This window comes from Azospirillum sp. TSO35-2 (genome assembly GCF_003116095.1).
Taxonomy (GTDB): domain Bacteria; phylum Pseudomonadota; class Alphaproteobacteria; order Azospirillales; family Azospirillaceae; genus Azospirillum.
This window is the reverse complement of the sequence record NZ_LGRA01000021.1, coordinates 2,779,593-2,795,602: the sequence shown is the minus strand read 5'-3', so window position 1 is coordinate 2,795,602 and position 16,010 is coordinate 2,779,593. Positions and strand designations below refer to the sequence as shown.

The 16,010-nt window shown below is 68.9% G+C and carries 17 protein-coding genes; 3 read left to right on the top strand and 14 right to left on the bottom strand.

Features of this window, described 5'->3' with window-relative positions:
• Window positions 1-10 precede the first annotated feature (10 nt).
• From TSO352_RS28655 to TSO352_RS28625, 7 genes are all read right to left on the bottom strand, one after another.
• Window positions 11-835, bottom strand: coding sequence for a hypothetical protein (locus TSO352_RS28655; protein ID WP_146210804.1), 825 nt, complete (start codon window positions 833-835; stop codon window positions 11-13).
• Entirely contained in the window at window positions 835-2,730 is a 1,896-nt protein-coding gene (locus tag TSO352_RS28650) for a hypothetical protein (protein ID WP_109110927.1), read from the bottom strand. The genes TSO352_RS28655 and TSO352_RS28650 overlap by 1 nt, the downstream gene beginning before the upstream one ends.
• The gene (locus TSO352_RS28645) at window positions 2,730-3,311 is read right to left on the bottom strand and encodes a hypothetical protein (RefSeq protein WP_109110450.1); all 582 of its coding nucleotides are present in this window, start codon (window positions 3,309-3,311) and stop codon (window positions 2,730-2,732) included. The genes TSO352_RS28650 and TSO352_RS28645 overlap by 1 nt, the downstream gene beginning before the upstream one ends.
• 79 nt (window positions 3,312-3,390) lie before the next feature.
• Window positions 3,391-3,663 carry a hypothetical protein gene (locus TSO352_RS28640; RefSeq protein ID WP_109110449.1) on the bottom strand — a complete coding sequence of 91 codons (273 nt, stop codon included), beginning with the start codon at window positions 3,661-3,663 and terminating at the stop codon, window positions 3,391-3,393.
• An 84-nt stretch (window positions 3,664-3,747) separates the two neighbouring features.
• Window positions 3,748-4,566 carry a phage capsid protein gene (locus TSO352_RS28635; protein ID WP_109110448.1) on the bottom strand — a complete coding sequence of 273 codons (819 nt, stop codon included), beginning with the start codon at window positions 4,564-4,566 and terminating at the stop codon, window positions 3,748-3,750.
• 322 nt (window positions 4,567-4,888) lie between these two features.
• The gene (locus tag TSO352_RS28630; RefSeq protein WP_109110447.1) at window positions 4,889-5,113 is read right to left on the bottom strand and encodes a hypothetical protein; all 225 of its coding nucleotides are present in this window, start codon (window positions 5,111-5,113) and stop codon (window positions 4,889-4,891) included.
• A complete protein-coding gene (locus tag TSO352_RS28625; protein ID WP_109110446.1) occupies window positions 5,110-5,532 on the bottom strand; it encodes a Fur family transcriptional regulator in 423 nt (140 codons plus the stop codon). Before TSO352_RS28625 ends, TSO352_RS28630 begins: the two co-directional genes overlap by 4 nt.
• Window positions 5,533-5,656: 124 nt before the next feature.
• Between TSO352_RS28625 and TSO352_RS28620 the strand changes: the two genes are divergently transcribed.
• Both TSO352_RS28620 and TSO352_RS28615 read left to right on the top strand, forming a co-directional pair.
• A complete protein-coding gene (locus tag TSO352_RS28620) occupies window positions 5,657-6,217 on the top strand; it encodes a superoxide dismutase family protein (RefSeq protein ID WP_109110445.1) in 561 nt (186 codons plus the stop codon).
• A 310-nt stretch (window positions 6,218-6,527) separates the two neighbouring features.
• Window positions 6,528-8,036 (top strand): DEAD/DEAH box helicase, encoded by a 1,509-nt coding sequence (locus TSO352_RS28615; protein ID WP_199231740.1) that lies wholly within the window; start codon window positions 6,528-6,530, stop codon window positions 8,034-8,036.
• Window positions 8,037-8,113: 77 nt separating this feature from the next.
• Here TSO352_RS28615 and gstA read toward each other — a convergent pair whose 3' ends face one another.
• The 7 genes from gstA to TSO352_RS28580 all read right to left on the bottom strand — a co-directional run bounded on the left by gstA (window position 8,114) and on the right by TSO352_RS28580 (window position 15,075).
• Window positions 8,114-8,728 carry a glutathione transferase GstA gene (gstA, locus tag TSO352_RS28610; protein ID WP_109110926.1) on the bottom strand — a complete coding sequence of 205 codons (615 nt, stop codon included), beginning with the start codon at window positions 8,726-8,728 and terminating at the stop codon, window positions 8,114-8,116.
• A gap of 111 nt (window positions 8,729-8,839) precedes the next feature.
• A complete protein-coding gene (locus TSO352_RS28605) occupies window positions 8,840-9,664 on the bottom strand; it encodes an acyl-ACP desaturase (protein WP_109110444.1) in 825 nt (274 codons plus the stop codon).
• Window positions 9,665-9,935: 271 nt separating this feature from the next.
• Window positions 9,936-10,352: a F0F1 ATP synthase subunit epsilon gene (locus tag TSO352_RS28600; protein WP_109110443.1), complete on the bottom strand. Its 417-nt coding sequence runs from the start codon at window positions 10,350-10,352 to the stop codon at window positions 9,936-9,938.
• 144 nt (window positions 10,353-10,496) lie between these two features.
• Complete coding sequence (gene atpD, locus TSO352_RS28595; RefSeq protein ID WP_109110442.1) at window positions 10,497-11,918, bottom strand: F0F1 ATP synthase subunit beta; 1,422 nt, start codon at window positions 11,916-11,918, stop codon at window positions 10,497-10,499.
• A gap of 85 nt (window positions 11,919-12,003) precedes the next feature.
• On the bottom strand, window positions 12,004-12,891 hold the full coding sequence (locus TSO352_RS28590; protein WP_109110441.1) for a F0F1 ATP synthase subunit gamma: 888 nt from the start codon (window positions 12,889-12,891) through the stop codon (window positions 12,004-12,006).
• Between the two features lie 85 nt (window positions 12,892-12,976).
• A complete protein-coding gene (gene atpA, locus TSO352_RS28585; RefSeq protein WP_109110440.1) occupies window positions 12,977-14,506 on the bottom strand; it encodes a F0F1 ATP synthase subunit alpha in 1,530 nt (509 codons plus the stop codon).
• Window positions 14,506-15,075, bottom strand: a complete 570-nt coding sequence (locus tag TSO352_RS28580; RefSeq protein WP_109110439.1) for a F0F1 ATP synthase subunit delta — start codon at window positions 15,073-15,075, stop codon at window positions 14,506-14,508. The genes atpA and TSO352_RS28580 overlap by 1 nt, the downstream gene beginning before the upstream one ends.
• Before the next feature lie 423 nt (window positions 15,076-15,498).
• Between TSO352_RS28580 and TSO352_RS28575 the strand changes: the two genes are divergently transcribed.
• Window positions 15,499-15,885: a hypothetical protein gene (locus tag TSO352_RS28575; RefSeq protein ID WP_109110438.1), complete on the top strand. Its 387-nt coding sequence runs from the start codon at window positions 15,499-15,501 to the stop codon at window positions 15,883-15,885.
• Window positions 15,886-16,010 lie beyond the last annotated feature (125 nt).

Here is a 16,010-nt window from a genome sequence, read left to right as displayed (position 1 = left end):
GACACGCTCATCAGAAGAACTTGCTGAGGTAGTCCAGCCGCTGGCGGTCGGCGAGCTGCGACTGTTCCAGCAGGTTGCGGCGCTTCACCTCCTCCAGGTTCTGCTGGATGGCGGCGCGTTTTAGCTGGTCGGTGGCCTGGGCGTCCTTGCGCTCGGTGTCGCTGGCGTTGGTCAGGCCGAGCAGGATCGCCTCGCCGGAGCCGTCCTGCGCGGTGACGCCGCGGGCGCCCAGCCCGGCGCGGGTCTTGGCGACCGTCTGGCGCAGCGCCGCCAGCCGGCGCTGTTCCGCCGCGTCGGCGGCGGCGGTCAGCTGGGCGAGCTGGGTCTGGGCGTCGCCCTCCTGGCCGCGGTAGGTCTGGTCCTGGGCGGCGCGCAGTTGCGCCAGCGTCTGGTCCTGGGCGGCGCGGTAGTCGTCCATCTCCTTGGCCCGCGCCGCCGCCGCCGCAGCAGCCGCCGCCTCGTCCTTCTGGCGCTGAAGTTCCTGGTCCTGCTGGCGCTGGGCGTCCTCGCGCGCCCAGGCGCGGGCCTGCGCCTCGGCCGCCAACTGGGCCTGCTGCTGGCGGGCGGCGGCATCGGCGGCGGCGGCGCGTTCGGCGGCGGCCTGCTCCTCGCGGTATTTCTGCTCCAGCGCCGCCTGCTGGGCCGTCGCGGCGGCGGCGTCCTGCTGGCGCTTGTACTCCAGCTCGGCCGCAGCCTGTTGTGCAGCAGCCTGCTGGGCGGCGGCCTGTTGCGCCACGGCGCTGGCTTGGCCGCTGCTGCTGGCGCTGCGCACGGTGCCGATCACCGAGTTCGCCAGCGGCAGCGCCGTCGTCACGAGGGGAGTGATTCCACCCATCAGTCGTTCACCTTCAATTCCATGGTTACGGACAGCAGTGTGAAAGGCAGCGGCGCGTCCTGCTCGATGCGCCACAGCGGCACGTCGATGTCGTACCGCCAGCCGAGCGCCCGCAGCCGGCGGTCGCCCGACACGGGCGGCGGCACGCCGCCGGCGGGTTGCGGCCCCAGCCGGTGCAGCGGTAAATCCTGAAGCCCGCGCCCCAGATCGACGCGCAGCGCCGCCGTTTCCTCCAGCCGGAAGGTCACGGCGACCAGCCGCACCAGATCGGCCCCGGTCGCCTGCCCCAGCAGGTTGGCCGGCAGCGGTTCGACCCGGTGGGTGTAGGGCAGGCCGATCTCGACCCTGGCGGCCGGCGGGGCCAGCGTGATGGTGCCGGCCTGGACGGTGGCGGGGTTGCGGACGACCCCGTCGGCGATGACCGCGACGCGGCGCCCTTCCAGATGGGCCAGCCCGCCCCACACCGCCGCCGGCTCCGCCCGCGCGGCGGTGATCGCGGCGTCGAGGTTCAGGGCGTCGTCGAAGCGCTCGATGGTCCAGACACCGGCGCGGTCGACCAGCGTGTAGACGTCGTCGCCGACCGCCGCGACCGAGCGCACCGCCCCGTCCGTCTCCAGCCGGGTCCAGGCGGTGACGTCCTCCGCCCGGTAGGCGGTCAGCGCGCCGAGCGCGCCGTCCTCCATCGCCACGAACAGCAGCCGGCGGTTCTGGTCGTAATCCTGGTCGCGCGGGTTGACCACCAGATGGCGGGCCAGCAGCGCCAGATCGTTGGATTGATAAGCCGCCTCGGTGTCGGTGTAGAGGAACTCGCGGATTTCCCGGCGGTTGCGCGGCACGAACAGGGTGGCGCCCTCGACGTCGCGCGGCGGGATGGAGCGGTCGAGCGGCGAGCCGATCCGCGTCTGCCGGTTGACCTGCATGCTCTGCGGCGTCAGCGGGTCGCCGGTCACCATATACTCGGCGCCCGAGGTGAAGACCTGGAGATGCCGGCCGGAGAAGACGGCGCGCACCGCGTTGACCTGATCGGACAGGATGCCGAACTCGATCGCCTCGTCGTCCAGCCCCTGGCCCAGGTCGAAGTTCCAGATCCGGGCGGAGCGCGACAGCCACAGCCGGTTGGGCAGGTCGCGCGAGCCGCCGATGACCAGCCGGTCCTGGTGGAAGGCCGCCGACACCGGCCAACCGCGCAGGCTTGAGAAGGCCTGCTCCTCCCAGTCGGTGGTGGCCTGGGTGTCGGCCAGCGTCTCCTTCACCGTGGCGTTGATCTGCGTCGCCGAGACGACGCCGGTCACCAGCAGTTGCCTGTCCTTGATGCGGATGCGGGTGCCGTCGTGGCGCGGGTCGAAGACGGCGGCCGACGCGGTGACGGTGATCGCCCCGCTGGTGTCCGACGGCGTCACCGTGACAGCCGGATCGCCGAAGCGGTGGAAGGGCAGCCGCAGCGCCTCGTTCTCGACCGTGTAGGCCCACTCCGCCAGGGTCCAGCCGCCGTCGGCGCCGCGGGTCAGCTTGCGTGGGCTTACGTCGGGGTGGCAGACCAGCAGCGTGTCGGCGCTCTGCGTCCAGGTGATCTGCGCCAGCTGGTCCAGCGTCCAGGGTGCGGCGACCGACGCCAGCCGCGCGCCCCCTTGCAGGACGTCGATCCAGCCGGCGGTGAAGACCAGCAGATAGGTCTGCTCGGTGTTCCGCTCGAACGCCACCAGCCGCCCGTCGCCGCGCGCCAGACCGGTGAAGGCGAGGCCGGAGCGCCGGGTCACCCCGCCGGTCGGGTCGATGAACAGGTTGCGCAGCGCCAGCGCGCCGTTGTCGTAGGCCTTGAGATCGCCGCGCCCCAGCAGCCGGCGGCCGATCTCGCCGGCGGTGAAGTTGGTCTTGACCAGATGCAGCCGCCCCATCAGCTCCCCCACCCGCTTCGCGCGTCGATCAGGGTGAAGTCCTCGAAGCCGGGTTGGCTGTCCTGCTGGGCGTCGATCTGGCGGGCGCGGCGGAACTCGCTTTCGGCCAGTTGGGCCAGCAGTTCCGCCCGCGTCGAGCTTTCGGTCAGCGGGATGCAGAACTCGGCGGCCAGCCGGGCGATCAGCGCCTGGTCGAAGAAGGCGGGGAAATCCTCCTCCGCCGGGCGGCCGACATAGGACAGGGTGACGGCGGCGGCGTCGCACAGCAGGCTGCGCCCGACGATGCGGTAGGACAGGCCGCGCCCCCGCCCGTCGCCGCCGGCCCCCAGCGCCCGCAGGAAATCGGCCGGCAGCTGGAAGGCGCAGGCATAGTCGGCGACCGGGGCGTCGGCCAGCCGCGGCAGGGTGGCCTGCACGGTGGCGAAGCTCCAGGCGTTGGCGGACAGCAGCGCGTCGCGCGTCGGCCCATAGAGCGCCCCCGCCACCTCCGCCTCGGCCGAGCCGTCGTCGAAGGAGGCGATGGCGGTGGCGCCGAGCTTGATCAGCGCACGGCCGCACAGTCCAATGGCGGTCAGGGCCATGGGCGGGTTCTCCGGTTGCGGGTTCGGAAGGGTGGAGGGGGAGCGCCGGCGGACCGCCGCTCCCCGGCGGCCGGGCGGATCAGTCGCTGTTGGCGGTGCCGAACGGCGTCAGGTTGGCGACGTCGACGCCGCCGCCGGCGCTGGCCGCGACCACCAGCACGCCGGTGGCCGGCGCCGCGCTGCCGACCGCGCAATTGGCCAGCAGCATGTCGCCGACCCGCAGCAGGTCGGCCGCGCCGTTGAAATAGCCGGCGGTGTCGACGTCGGTCGCCCCGTCGTGGGTGGTGTAGTGCCACAGCGTGAAGCCGTTGGCGTAGGCGAGCACGCTCAAATCCTTGGACGCATAGGCCATGGATGAAGTCTCCGGATTTTGTCGGGGGGATGCATAAGCAGCCCTCTCCCGGGACGGGAGAGGGAGCGTCACCTCACGCCGCGCTCAGCTCTCCAGGCAGCGCAGCGTCACCACGCCGGTGGCGTCGATCAGCGCGGCGCCCTGGCTCATCATGTTGTTGACGAAATGCGCCGCGCGGTCGCCGTGCCAGGTGATGTCGGTCTTCACGTCGGCGCCCGACGCGTGGCCGACCGCCGTCTTGTGGTACCAGTGGCACAGCCGGACGCCGCCATTGGCGGCCAGGCCGGAGTGCGGCAGCCACAGCGTGCCGAGCCAGCGCTTGGCCTGGGTGCCGCGCCAGGGCAGTTCGTCGGAGCCGACATAGTCGACGCTGGCGAACTCCTCGATGCCGAGAAGCTGGCTCCACTGCTTCCAACCGACCACGGCGTAGCGCTGGCCGTCGTCGGGGATGTCGGCCTCGCCCAGCATCTCGAAGGCCTGCAGCACCTTGGCCTTGGTCAGCCCGTCGGTGGCGCCGCCGGCGTAGTTGGTCGACTTGTTCAGCTCGGCCAGCAGCAGCTCGTCGGTCTTGCGGCCGAGCGCGTAGGCGCCGGCGTTGGCGATGATCTGCCGCTCGTCGATGTTGGTCTTCAGCTCGTCCAGCCGGTCGACCCAGTCGCCGGCGTAGAAGTCGTAGAGCGCGCAGTCGACCGGCGTGTGGTCCAGGTTCATCACCGGGACGGCGCCGTGGCGCGATTTGGTGGAGGCGGCGCCCTTGCCCACCTTCTGGAAGACGGTGGCGGCGCCCTGCACGTTGTTCTTGGTGCGCACGGTGTTGCGCAGCTTGGAGCCCATGCGCTGGTAGGCCTCGTGGACCTCGCGCTCGAACTGCTTGACGAACGCCTGGGCGATCGTGGTCGACATGGGGATTTGTTCCTTTCGCGTTCCTGCGGATCCCGTGGGCAAGCCCCTGGCGGGGGGCCATGCGGGACGATCGTTCCGCCTCCCGGTTGTCGAGGCTGTGCGGCGGCACAACCCCGGCCGCGGGCGGAACGCGAAAACGAAAAGGGCCGGCCGGACCTTGCGGTTGACCGGCCGGCCCTTTGCGGGACCGAAGCGAGGGGAGAGCTTTGGTGCCGTCGGGCGAAGGGTCCGGAGGGGGTGGACCCATCGCCTTGACAGCTCTGGTTTTAGGATTTTACGCCTTCACAGTCAAGGACTATTTTCACAACACCGGCTGGTTCCGTCAGTGACGGACCGGCCCCGCCACCCAATGGCTGACGATGGTCTCCGCCTGGGCCGGCGGGATTTCCGGATGATGGTAGCGGTAGACGGTGACCGCCGCCTCCAGCGCGTAGCGTTCCGGCTGGCCGCAGCGGCACAGGCCGGCGTAGCAGCGCTGGACCGCGTCGCGGCAGGCGATGGCGTCGGCCGGCGGCGGATCGGTCTCGAAGAATCGGGGGTCGGTCATGGACGCTCATCCTCATCCAACGGCACGCCGTAAATCTCCAGCCGGTGGCCGACGATCTTGTAGCCGAGTTCGCGGGCGATGCGTTCCTTCATCGACTCCAGCTCCGGGCTGGCGAATTCGATGATCCGGCCGGTCCGGGTGTCGATCAGGTGATGGTGGTGGTCGGCGGTCGCCTCCTCGTACCGGGCGCGGCCGTCGCCCAGGTCGACGCGCTCGATCACCTGGGCGTCTTCCAGCAGCCGCATGGTGCGGTAGACGGTGGCGATGGAGATGCGCGGGTCGATGCGCACGGCCCGGCGATGCACCTCCTCGACGTCGGGGTGGTCGTCGGCTTCCGACAACACCTGCGAGATGACCCGGCGCTGTCCGGTCATCTTCAGCCCCTTTTCCAAGCACAACGCTTCCAACCGCGATGTCATCGCCCTACCCTGGTCTCTGCTAGCCGAGACACCATCATACTGAAAATCGTTCGCAATCCCAGAGCGGTGTTGACGCGACGCGATGTCGCGAACCCGCCCACCCCCTGAAGGAGGACGCACCAGAATGACCCGTGCCCAGCCCAAGTCCACCTTGCCGAATTCCATGCTGCTCGCATCCGCCCTGCTGTTCGCCGCGTTGACCGGCCCGGCCCTGGCGCAGCAGAGCGCCCCCGCCCCGGCCCCCGCCGCCCAGGCCGCCGTCGCCGACGCGCAGGGCAAGCCGCTGGGCACCGTCACCTTCACCAAGTTCCCGCACGGCATCCTGGTCCATGGCCAACTGGAAGGGCTGTCGCCGGGCTGGCACGGTTTCCACATCCACGAGAACGGCGCCTGCACCCCCGATTTCAAGGCCGCCGGCGGCCATTTCGGCGCCCAGGGCTCCAAGCACGGGCTCGACGCCGACCACATGCATTTCGGCGAGCTTCCCAACATCTGGGCCGACGCCACCGGCAAGGCCGGGTTCGAGGCGATCACCCACATGGTCAGCCTGACCGACGGCGCCGACGGCCTGTTCAAGGCGGGCGGCACCTCCGTCGTCGTCCACGCCCAGCCCGACGACTACCAGAGCCAGCCCGCCGGCAATTCGGGCGACCGCATCGCCTGCGGCGTCGTCAAGAAGTCGTAAGGTCGCCATCCCGGACCGGGGGCGGGCCCACGGCAGGACGCGGCAAGGCGACGATATGCCGCAACCCGGCGAGAGCATCCCGCCCCCGGTCCGCCCCCGATTCCGGCATGCGCACGTCTGCCGCGCGCCGAGTTTTCTTGCCAAATCAAGCCGCCCGCCCTATGTGTCCGGAGTCGAATGGCGATCGGCCCCGCGCACCCTGGCGCGCCCGTCGCCCCGATGGCTCCGCGCCAACCCGCCGCGGAGCGCGCAAGCCCGGCCGCTCCCTCCTGGCGCGGCCCCCATTCTGGTGACCAGGACCATTCCTTCCATGACCGAATTCTCCGGCCTCGGCCTGATCGAGCCTCTTCTGCGCGCCGTCGCGGAGGAGGGATACTCCACGGCCACGCCGATCCAGGCCGGCGCCATCCCCGTTCTGCTGGAAGGGCGCGACGTGCTCGGCCTCGCCCAGACCGGCACCGGCAAGACCGCCGCCTTCACGCTGCCGATCCTGCAGCGGCTGTTCCAGAACAAGAAGCGCGTGGCGGCCAAGTCGCCCCGCGTGCTGATCCTGACGCCGACGCGCGAACTGGCGCTCCAGATCGGCGACAGCTTCACCACCTACGGCCGGCACCTGCCGATCCGCCGCACCGTGATCCACGGCGGCGTCGGGCAGAGCCCGCAGGTCGCCGCCATCGCCCGCGGCGTCGAGGTGCTGATCGCCACCCCCGGCCGCCTGCTCGACCTGATGGCGCAGAACCACGTCAACCTCGGCGCCATCGAGGTGTTCGTCCTCGACGAGGCCGACCGCATGCTCGACATGGGCTTCATCCGCGATGTGCGGAAGGTGGTCGCGGTGCTGCCGAAGGACCGGCAGACCCTGCTGTTCTCCGCCACCATGCCCGACGCGGTGGTGGAACTGGCCAACAGCATCCTGACCGACGCCCAGCGCATCGAGGTGACGCCGCAGTCGACGACGGTGGAGCGCATCAACCAGCGCGTCCTGTTCGTCGAGCGCAGCGACAAGCGCCGCCTGCTGGCCGACCTGCTGGAAGACAGCGCGATGGCCCGCACCATCGTCTTCTCCCGCACCAAGCACGGCGCCGACCGCATCGCCGAGCATCTGAAGAAGGCCGGCATCGCCGCCGACGCCATCCACGGCGACAAGTCGCAGTCGGCCCGCGTCCGCGCGCTGGAAAGCTTCCGCGCCGGCGAGCTGCGGGCGCTGGTGGCGACCGACATCGCCGCGCGTGGCATCGACATCGACGGCATCAGCCACGTCATCAACTTCGACCTGCCGAACGAGCCGGAAAGCTACGTTCACCGCATCGGCCGCACCGCGCGCGCCGGCACCGACGGCAGCGCCGTGTCCTTCTGCGACCATGAAGAGGTCGGCTATCTGAAGGACATCGAGAAGACGATCCGCCAGCCGATCCCGGCCGACGTCGATCACGCCTACCACGCGGCCGACGTGGCGCAGATCCACGCCTCCAGCAAGCCGCCGCCCCGTCCCAAGGCGCCGGGCAGCAACCGCAACCAGCAGAACCGCAACCAGCAGCCGTCGCGGGCGAAGCCGGCCGGCCAGCCCCAGAGCCAGCCCCAGGGGCAACAGTCCCAGGGACAGCCAAGATCTGCGGCCAAGCCGAACGCCCCGAAGCCCGCCGCGACCAAGCCCAACACGGCCAAGCCGGCCAACGGGCCGGCCCGCAGCGAGCAGAACCGGCACGACCGCCGCCCGGCGCCGCACGCGGTGTCCCACGGTGGCGGCAACCCGAATCCGCGCGGCACCGGCACGCCCGGCGGCAACACGCCGATGCGCCGGAAGACCACCGCCGCCTGACGCTCGACAGACCACGAAAAAGGCCCCGTCTCGACCGAGACGGGGCCTTTTTCATGCCCGGACCTCCGGGAGAGGCGTCAGCCCTGGGCTTCCGCGGCGATCGCCGCCTGCACCGCCGGACGGGCGGCGACACGCTCGGCAAAGGCGACGAGGTTCGGCCAGGGCGACAGGTCGAACCCGATGCGCGGCGCCCAGCTCAGCACGACGAAGGCGTAGGCGTCGGCGACGGTGAAGCGGTCACCGGTCAGATAGCTCTTGCCGTCCAACTGCTGGTCCAGCACCGCCAGCTTGTCGGACAACCGCTTTGCCGCGAACTGCCGATGGGTGTCCGACACCACGTCCTTCAGCATCGGGAACAGCGGGAAGATGCCCTTGTGCAGCTCCGTCCCGATGAAGTTCAGCAGTTCCTGGACGCGGTAGCGCTCGACGCTGCCGGCGGGCGGGACCAGACCGCTGTCCGGCGCCTTGTCGGCGATGTACTGGACGATGACCGGCCCCTCGGTCAGGATGCCGCCCTCGTCGAGCCCCAGGGTCGGCACCTGCCCCTTCGGGTTCACCGCCAGGAAGTCACCGCCGTCGGCCAGCGTCTTGGTGACCAGATCGACCTTGACCAGATCGAAGGGCAGCCCGGCCTCGCGCAGGACGATGTGCGGCGACAGCGAGCAGGCGCCCGGCTTGTAATAGAGCTTCATGTCTCTAGACCCCTTGTCGGGTGTTGATTGGGTGGTGTTGGGTGGTGACGGCCCAACCGTTACCGCAACCCCGCCCCCACCGCCATCCCCTTCCAGAGCCCGCCCGTCGGTTCAGACCGCCTGCGCCGCCAGCCGCTTGGCCTGACGGTCGATGAACCACCAGGCCCCGCGCGAGGCGACGTTGCACAGCCGCGTGTGCGGTTTCAGGCCGCAGGCCTTGAACAGCATGGCGATGGCGCGGTCGACGTGCTTGCGGCGGTAGCGGCCGAAGGCGCGGCGCTTGTAGGCGGCGTTGTAGCGCTTGTGGTCATAGACGGCGTCGGCCGGGGCGTTGGCGGCGTAATAGGCGTAGGCCAGCTCGTCGTCCTCGGACTCGCCGATGCGCGACAGGGCGACCTTCAGGCGCTGGAACTTGGTCAGCCCCTCGCGGTCCAGGTACTTCTTGGCGTAGGTGTAGAAGATCTTGTAGTGGCGCAGTTCGTCGGCGGCGATGTGGCGGCAGATCTCCTTCAGCACCGGCTCGTCGGTCGAATCGCCGATGGCCGCGTAGTAGGAGCTGGTGCCGGTTTCGACCATGCAGCGGGCGATCATCTCGCCGGTGCGCGAGCCGCGGACCGAGGCGTCGAGGTCGATCGGCACGCGGTAGCCGGCGCGGAACCGCGCAACCGCGGCGCGGAAGTCGAAGCTCGGGTCGACCCGTTCGGCCCAGCGGCCGAGCGCCTCGCCGTGCTGCACCTCCTCCACCGACCAGGCATGGGCGGCGGCCTGGAACTCGTCGTCGTCCTTGAACACGTTGCAGAGGTAGGCCGTATAGTCGTCGGCATTGAACTCGACCAGCGCCGCCGCCTTGATCAGCGGGATCAGATCGGGATCGATCCGTTTGGCATCGAGTTGGTCCCAGGGAAGCTCGTCGATCCGCCAGTGCGCACGCGCCATGTTTCGCCTCTTCTACGGCCGTCGCGGCGGCCTTCTTGCCCGTCGTCGTCTGAAAGGTCTGAAAATCGACCGGTCCGCGGCACCCGCCGGCAAGGCGAGGGCCAAGCCTGCGGCACCGGGGTTCGAATGTAATCGCTCTTTCCCGCGATGCAACGGCAACGGGCGGCTTGGAAGCCCAAGCCGCCCGTTCGACCGAAGAGATGTATGCCGTTGTCGCGGCGAAACCCCATTGACGGCGTCCGGAACAGCGTTCCAGGCACCCTCACGCCCCTCAGTGGGCGGCGGACTGCCCCAGGGCGTCCAGCTTGGCGCGCGCGACGGCCAGCTTGGCCTCGACGGCGGCCCGCTCGGCCTCCGACTTGGAGTCGTCGCTGTCCTCGGAGAGATCCTTGATCGTCTTTTCGATCGCGCCGCGGTTCAGGTCGGCCAGCGCCACCGCTTCCTCGGCGAGGACGGTGCAGCGGGTCTCCGTCACTTCGGCGAAGCCGCCGGCGACGAAGACGCGATCGACGACACGGTCGCCCTCATAGACGTCGATGACGCCCGGACGCACGGTCGAGATCATCGGCGAATGACCGGCCAGGACGCCGAAGTCGCCTTCCGAACCCGGCACCACGACCATGTCCACGGGCTGCGACTTCAGCAGCTTTTCCGGCGAGACCAGCTCGAATTCGACTTTATCGGCCATGGGTTTCCTGGTGCCTCTTCATAGGAACCCCCTTCCCCGCGGGAGGAAAGGGGGTGTGCAGATGTCCATTCCCACCCGGCGCCCCAACCCGGCCGGCCCCGCGACGGGGGACCGGACCGGGACGCCGTCGATCCCGGGAGGGGATCAGGCGGCGGCCAGCTTCTTGGCCTTGGCGATCGCCTCGTCGATGGTGCCGACCATGTAGAAGGCGGCCTCCGGCAGGTGATCGTAGTCGCCGTTCACGATGCCCTTGAAGCCCTTGATGGTGTCTTCCAGGCTGACCAGCACGCCCGGGGTGCCGGTGAACACCTCGGCGACGTGGAAGGGCTGCGACAGGAAGCGCTGGATCTTGCGGGCGCGGGCGACGACCAGCTTGTCCTCTTCCGACAGCTCGTCCATGCCCAGGATGGCGATGATGTCCTGCAGCGACTTGTAGGTCTGCAGAACCTTCTGGACCGAGCGGGCGACCTGGTAGTGCTCCTCACCGACGACGCGCGGGTCGAGGATGCGGCTGGTCGAGTCGAGCGGGTCCACGGCCGGGAAGATGGCCATTTCGGCGATCGAGCGCGACAGCACCGTGGTGGCGTCGAGGTGGGCGAAGGAGGCGGCCGGGGCCGGGTCGGTCAGATCGTCGGCGGGCACGTAAATGGCCTGCACCGAGGTGATCGAGCCCTTCTTGGTCGAGGTGATGCGCTCCTGCAGGGCGCCCATGTCGGTGCCCAGCGTCGGCTGGTAACCCACCGCCGACGGGATGCGGCCCAGCAGAGCCGACACTTCCGAACCGGCCTGGGTGAAGCGGAAGATGTTGTCCACGAAGAACAGCACGTCCTGGCCTTCCTCGTCGCGGAAGTATTCCGCGAGGGTCAGGCCGCTCAGCGCGACGCGGGCACGGGCGCCCGGCGGCTCGTTCATCTGGCCGTACACCAGCGCCACCTTGGAGCCCGGACCGTCGAGCTTGATGACGCCCGACTCGATCATCTCGTGGTAGAGATCGTTGCCCTCACGGGTGCGCTCGCCGACGCCGGCGAACACCGACACACCACCGTGCGCCTTGGCGACGTTGTTGATCAGCTCCATGATGGTCACGGTCTTGCCGACGCCGGCGCCGCCGAACAGGCCGATCTTGCCGCCCTTGGCGTAGGGGGCCAGCAGGTCGATGACCTTGATGCCGGTGATCAGCACTTCGGCGTCCGTCGACTGGTCGACGAAGTCCGGGGCCTGACGGTGGATCGGCAGGGTGCGGGTGGCGTTGACCGCGCCGCGCTCGTCGATCGGCTCGCCGATGACGTTGATGATGCGGCCCAGCGTCTCCGGACCGACCGGCACGGCGATCGGCGCACCGGTGTCCACGACCTCCGAACCACGCACCAGACCGTCGGTGCTGTCCATGGCGATGGTGCGGACCGTGCTCTCGCCCAGATGCTGCGCCACTTCCAGGACGAGCGTCTTGCCGTCGTTCTGGGTGTGCAGCGCGTTCAGGATCGACGGCAGTTCGCCGTCGAACTGCACGTCGACGACGGCGCCCGTGACCTGCGTGATCTTGCCGACAGAATTGGTGGTGGCCATGGAGTAAAGCTCCCTAGGAACTCGGTAAGTGTCGGTGTGCCGTCGCCGGCGCAATTGGACTGGACCCTACTTGCGGATGCCGCCGTTACAGAGCCTCGGCACCGGAGATGATCTCGATCAGCTCCTTGGTGATGTAGGCCTGGCGCGTCCGGTTGTAGGTGATCGTCAGCTTGTTGATCATGTCGCCGGCGTTGCGCGTCGCGTTGTCCATCGCGGTCATCCGGGCGCCCTGTTCGGACGCGGCGCTCTCCAGGAGGGCGCGGTAGACCTGGATCGACAGGTTGCGCGGCAGCAGTTCGGCGAGGATCTGCTCCTCGTCCGGTTCGAACTCGTACATCGCCTTGGCCTCGTCCGAAGCGGCGGCCTCGGCCGACGCCGGAGGCGCGAAGGGGATGAGCTGCTGAACCGTGACGATCTGCGAGATCGCCGACTTGAACTTGTTGAAGATGATCGAGCAGACGTCGAACTCGCCGGCGTCGAACAGCGCCAGCACCTTCGTCGCCACCATGTCGGCGTCGGCGAAGCCGAGGCGGCGACGGCCGACGTCCTCGTAGCTCTCGACGATCAGCGAGGAGAACTCGCGGCGCAGCTGGTCGCGGCCCTTGCGGCCCACGGTCAGCAGCTTCACGGTCTTGCCTTCGCCTTGCAGGCGCGCGATCTGGCGCTTGGCCTCGCGGACGATGGAGCCGTTGAAGGCGCCGCACAGACCGCGATCGGAGCTGATGACGACCAGCAGGTGCACCTTGTCGGCGCCCGTCCCGGTCATCAGCTTCGGCCCGTTGCCGTTGTCCTGCACGTTGGAGGCCAGCGACGCCAGCATGCGGCCCATGCGCTCCGCGTAGGGACCGCTGGCTTCCGCCTGCTCCTGGGCGCGGCGCAGCTTGGAGGCCGCGACCATCTTCATGGCCGAGGTGATCTTGCGCGTCGACTGGACGCTCGCGATCCGGTTCTTTAGGTCCTTGAGGTTAGGCATGCCGGCCCTTCAATTCCGCTCGAGGTCGTTCCGTGCCCGTCGTCCCGCGACGGTGGGGGGCGGTTTCCCGCCCCCGCGCGGTCGGTCAGGCGAAGACCTTGGCGAAGCCGTCGAGGAACGCCTTCAGCTTCTCTTCGGTCGCCGGGGTGATCTGCTTGTCGGTGCGGATCGCCGCCAGGATGTCGGCGCCCTTGGCGCGGATCTCCGACAGGAACTTCGCCTCGAAGCGGTTCACGTCCTCGACGCGGATGGCGTCGAGATAGCCCTTCACGCCGGAGAAGATCGACACGACCTGCTCCTCGACCGGCAGCGGCTGGAACTGGCCCTGCTTCAGCAGCTCGGTCAGACGGGCGCCGCGGGCCAGCAGGCGCTGGGTCGAGGCGTCGAGGTCCGAGGCGAACTGGGCGAAGGCGGCCATCTCGCGGTACTGCGCGAGTTCCATCTTGATGGTGCCGGCGACCTGCTTCATCGCCTTGATCTGGGCGGCGGAGCCGACGCGGCTCACCGACAGGCCGACGTTGATGGCCGGGCGGATGCCGCGGTAGAACAGGCCGGTTTCCAGGAAGATCTGGCCGTCGGTGATCGAAATCACGTTGGTCGGGATGTAGGCCGACACGTCGCCGGCCTGCGTCTCGATGACCGGCAGGGCGGTCAGCGAGCCGTTGCCATGGGCGTCGCCCATCTTGGCGGCGCGCTCCAGCAGGCGGCTGTGGAGGTAGAACACGTCGCCCGGGTAGGCTTCACGGCCCGGCGGACGGCGGAGCAGCAGCGACATCTGGCGGTAGGCGACGGCCTGCTTGGACAGATCGTCGTACACGATCAGGGCGTGCATGCCGTTGTCGCGGAAATACTCGCCCATCGTGCAGCCGGTGTACGGCGCCAGGAACTGCAGCGGAGCCGGCTCCGACGCGGTGGCGGCGACGACGATGGAGTATTCCATGGCGCCGGCGTCTTCCAGGGTCTTGACGATCTGGGCGACCGTGGAGCGCTTCTGGCCGACGGCGACGTAGATGCAGTAGAGCTTCTTGCTCTCGTCGTCGCCCTGGTTGATCGGCTTCTGGTTCAGGAAGGTGTCGATGACGACGGCGGTCTTGCCGGTCTGGCGATCACCGATGATCAGCTCGCGCTGGCCGCGCCCGATCGGAACCAGGCTGTCGACGGCCTTCAGGCCGGTCTGCATCGGCTCGTGCACCGACTTGCGCGGGATGATGCCGGGGGCCTTCACCTCGACGCGCTTGCGCTCGACGTTGATCAGCGGACCCTTGCCGTCGATCGGGTTGCCGAGGCCGTCGACCACGCGGCCCAGCAGGCCGCGGCCCACCGGAACGTCCACGATGGTGCCGGTGCGCTTGACGGTGTCGCCTTCCTTGATGCCGCGGTCGTCGCCGAAGATCACGATGCCGACGTTGTCGGTCTCGAGGTTCAGCGCCATGCCCTGCAGGCCACCCGGGAACTCGACCATTTCGCCGGCGCGCACGTTGTCCAGGCCGTGCACGCGGGCGACGCCGTCACCCACCGACAGGACCTGACCGACTTCGGCGACATCCGCCTCGGTCCCGAAATTCGCGATCTGCTGCTTGAGGATCGCAGAGATTTCTGCGGCGCGGATATCCATCAGACTGATCCCCCTGAGGCCTTCATGGCGAGTTGCAATTTGTTCAGCTTCGTGCGCACCGAGGTATCGACCATGCGCGAGCCGAACTTAACGATCATGCCGCCGATCAGCTCCGGATCGACGGAGGTGTTCACCAGCACCTTGGAACCGATGGACGCCTTCAGCGCGTCGATGACGGCGTTGCGCTGCGTGTCGTTCAGCGGCTGGGCCGTCGTGACCTGCGCCGTGACCTCGCCGCGGCGCCGGGCCAGTTCGGCCAGGAACCCGTCGATCATGCCGTCGATCGAGAACAGCCGGCGGTTGGCCGCCACGAGCCCGATGAAGCGCTTGGTCAGATCGGACACGCCGGCGCTGTCCAGGACAGCGGCCATGGCCTTGCCCTGATCGGCGCGGCTGATGACGGGGCTGCGGACGAGGCGACGCAGGTCAGCGCTCTCGGCCAGGATCTGCTTCAGCGTGGACAGATCGCTCGCGACCGTGTCCAACGCCTGGTTTTCGTCCGCAAGCTCGAACAGCGCGATGGAGTAACGCGCGGCGAGTTCGGATACGCCTGTTCCTTCGGATGCCACCTGATCCCTCGAATTGAGTTCGGTAGACGGTGAATTCGGCGGCCTTATAGGGTGTCAACCCGAGGCACAAACACCCCGGCCGCGAAAGCGAGCGGTCCAATATCACAGGAATCGCCCCCACGCAACGGGGACCGGACAATTTGACTGCGGCGTTTTGAGCAACTGCGGAATCATCGGTCGCAACTGCGTTCGCCAAGCACTCTGGACCGGCTCGACTGGTCATACCGGCTGTGACTTCGTGGTGGCCCCGACTCCGGCTTAATTCACGGTTAACCAATCTCATCCAGGGTCGGACCACGCCGCGCGGCACCGGGTGCACTCGTCCAGAGTCTTCCGTCACTTCGCCGTCCGCGCGGCCTGCCTTCGAGAGCCGCTTCTTCGGTTCGTCCCACCGTTCCGGTCAACGAGACCAAGGGCCGCCCCATGACCATCCTGCCGACGACCGACACCCTTCCGACCGCCCCGCGTGGCGACGACCCTGCAAAGGATGGTGCGTCGAACATCGTTCCGTTCTGCCGCGCCCGCTTCACGCCGGAGGACCTGACCGCCTTCGCCGAGGTCGCCGAACCCAAGCTGCGCGACGGCCATTGGATCGGTGTGCTGCGCGAGTCGGGCCGTGACCACGACCGTCTGCTGGTGCTGCTGCCCGAGGTCGACCGCCCGGTGTTCCGCTTCGAACGCGACGGCAAGGGGCGCTACACCCTGTCGTTCCACGACCGGTCGGGCTGGTACGGCATCGGCGCCGGCGACAGCGCCGCCGAGTGCCTGTCGATCTGGCGACCGCGGCGCCGGGCCCCGTCCGGGTGCTGATGGGCCGCTGATGGCAGGTCGTCCCTGGTCTCCTTGGAAAATTCCACCCTGCGAAAAAGTGGCGTGCGGCATCCCGCCGCACCCCACCAACGCTCGTCGGCCAAAGCTCTTCGGCCAACGCCCCT